Source organism: Rhizobium sp. BR 315 (assembly GCF_050577975.1).
Lineage (GTDB): Bacteria > Pseudomonadota > Alphaproteobacteria > Rhizobiales > Rhizobiaceae > Rhizobium > Rhizobium miluonense.
In genome coordinates this window covers 1-589 of sequence record NZ_JARWKZ010000167.1, presented here as the reverse complement: position 1 = coordinate 589, position 589 = coordinate 1, and the positions used below count along the sequence as shown (strand labels likewise).

Annotated in this window: 2 protein-coding genes; one reads left to right on the top strand and one right to left on the bottom strand. The window is 36.2% G+C overall.

The window, feature by feature from the left end:
- On the top strand, positions 1–236 hold a 236-nt coding region (locus QD409_RS35570), incomplete at its 5' end, for a cadmium resistance transporter (protein ID WP_430765056.1).
- Positions 237–313: 77 nt separating this feature from the next.
- Here QD409_RS35570 and QD409_RS35565 read toward each other — a convergent pair.
- A complete protein-coding gene (locus QD409_RS35565) occupies positions 314–475 on the bottom strand; it encodes a four-helix bundle copper-binding protein (RefSeq protein WP_430765057.1) in 162 nt (53 codons plus the stop codon).
- Positions 476–589 lie beyond the last annotated feature (114 nt).

Sequence of the window (589 nt, the reverse complement as noted above, 5' to 3'; positions counted from 1 at the left end):
ATGTACCTTATTTTTCAACCTTAAATATAAGTGAATTGGTTGTTACAGTTATTATCTTCCTCTTAATGGTTGCTATCTGGTGTTTCTTAGGTTATCGTTTAGCAGCTTTCAGACATGTATCTGAAATTCTAGAGAAATATGGAAGATGGATTATCCCCATTGTATTTGTTGGATTAGGTATATATATAATGGTAGAGAACGAAACTTTTAATTCCCTTTGGAATTTGTTCAATTAATGTAGATGTCAAACATAAAGTCCCTATGGATGCTCCAAAGGGACTTTTGTCTTAGAAAACGGTACCTTAATAAGATATTAGCTAGCCATCTTACGACATACATCTGCACATTTGAAACAAGCTTCTGCACATTCTTTACAATGAGCATGATCGTGTTTTTTACACTCGTTTCCACATGCTTCACATATCTCAGCACATAGTTGACAAATTTGATGAGCAAATTGACTATTTCGAGACATTGCTCCAGCAGCAAAGGCACACATATCGGCACATTCTCGATCTAACCGAATGCAATCCGCCATATGGTGGCTATCTCCCTCTTTGAGACAAGCGTCATAACAATGATTACATAC

Excerpts from the sequence above, each read along its gene's own strand:
- QD409_RS35565 (WP_430765057.1), bottom strand. The coding sequence starts at position 475 with ATGTCTCGAAATAGTCAATTTGCTCATCAAATTTGTCAACTATGTGCT.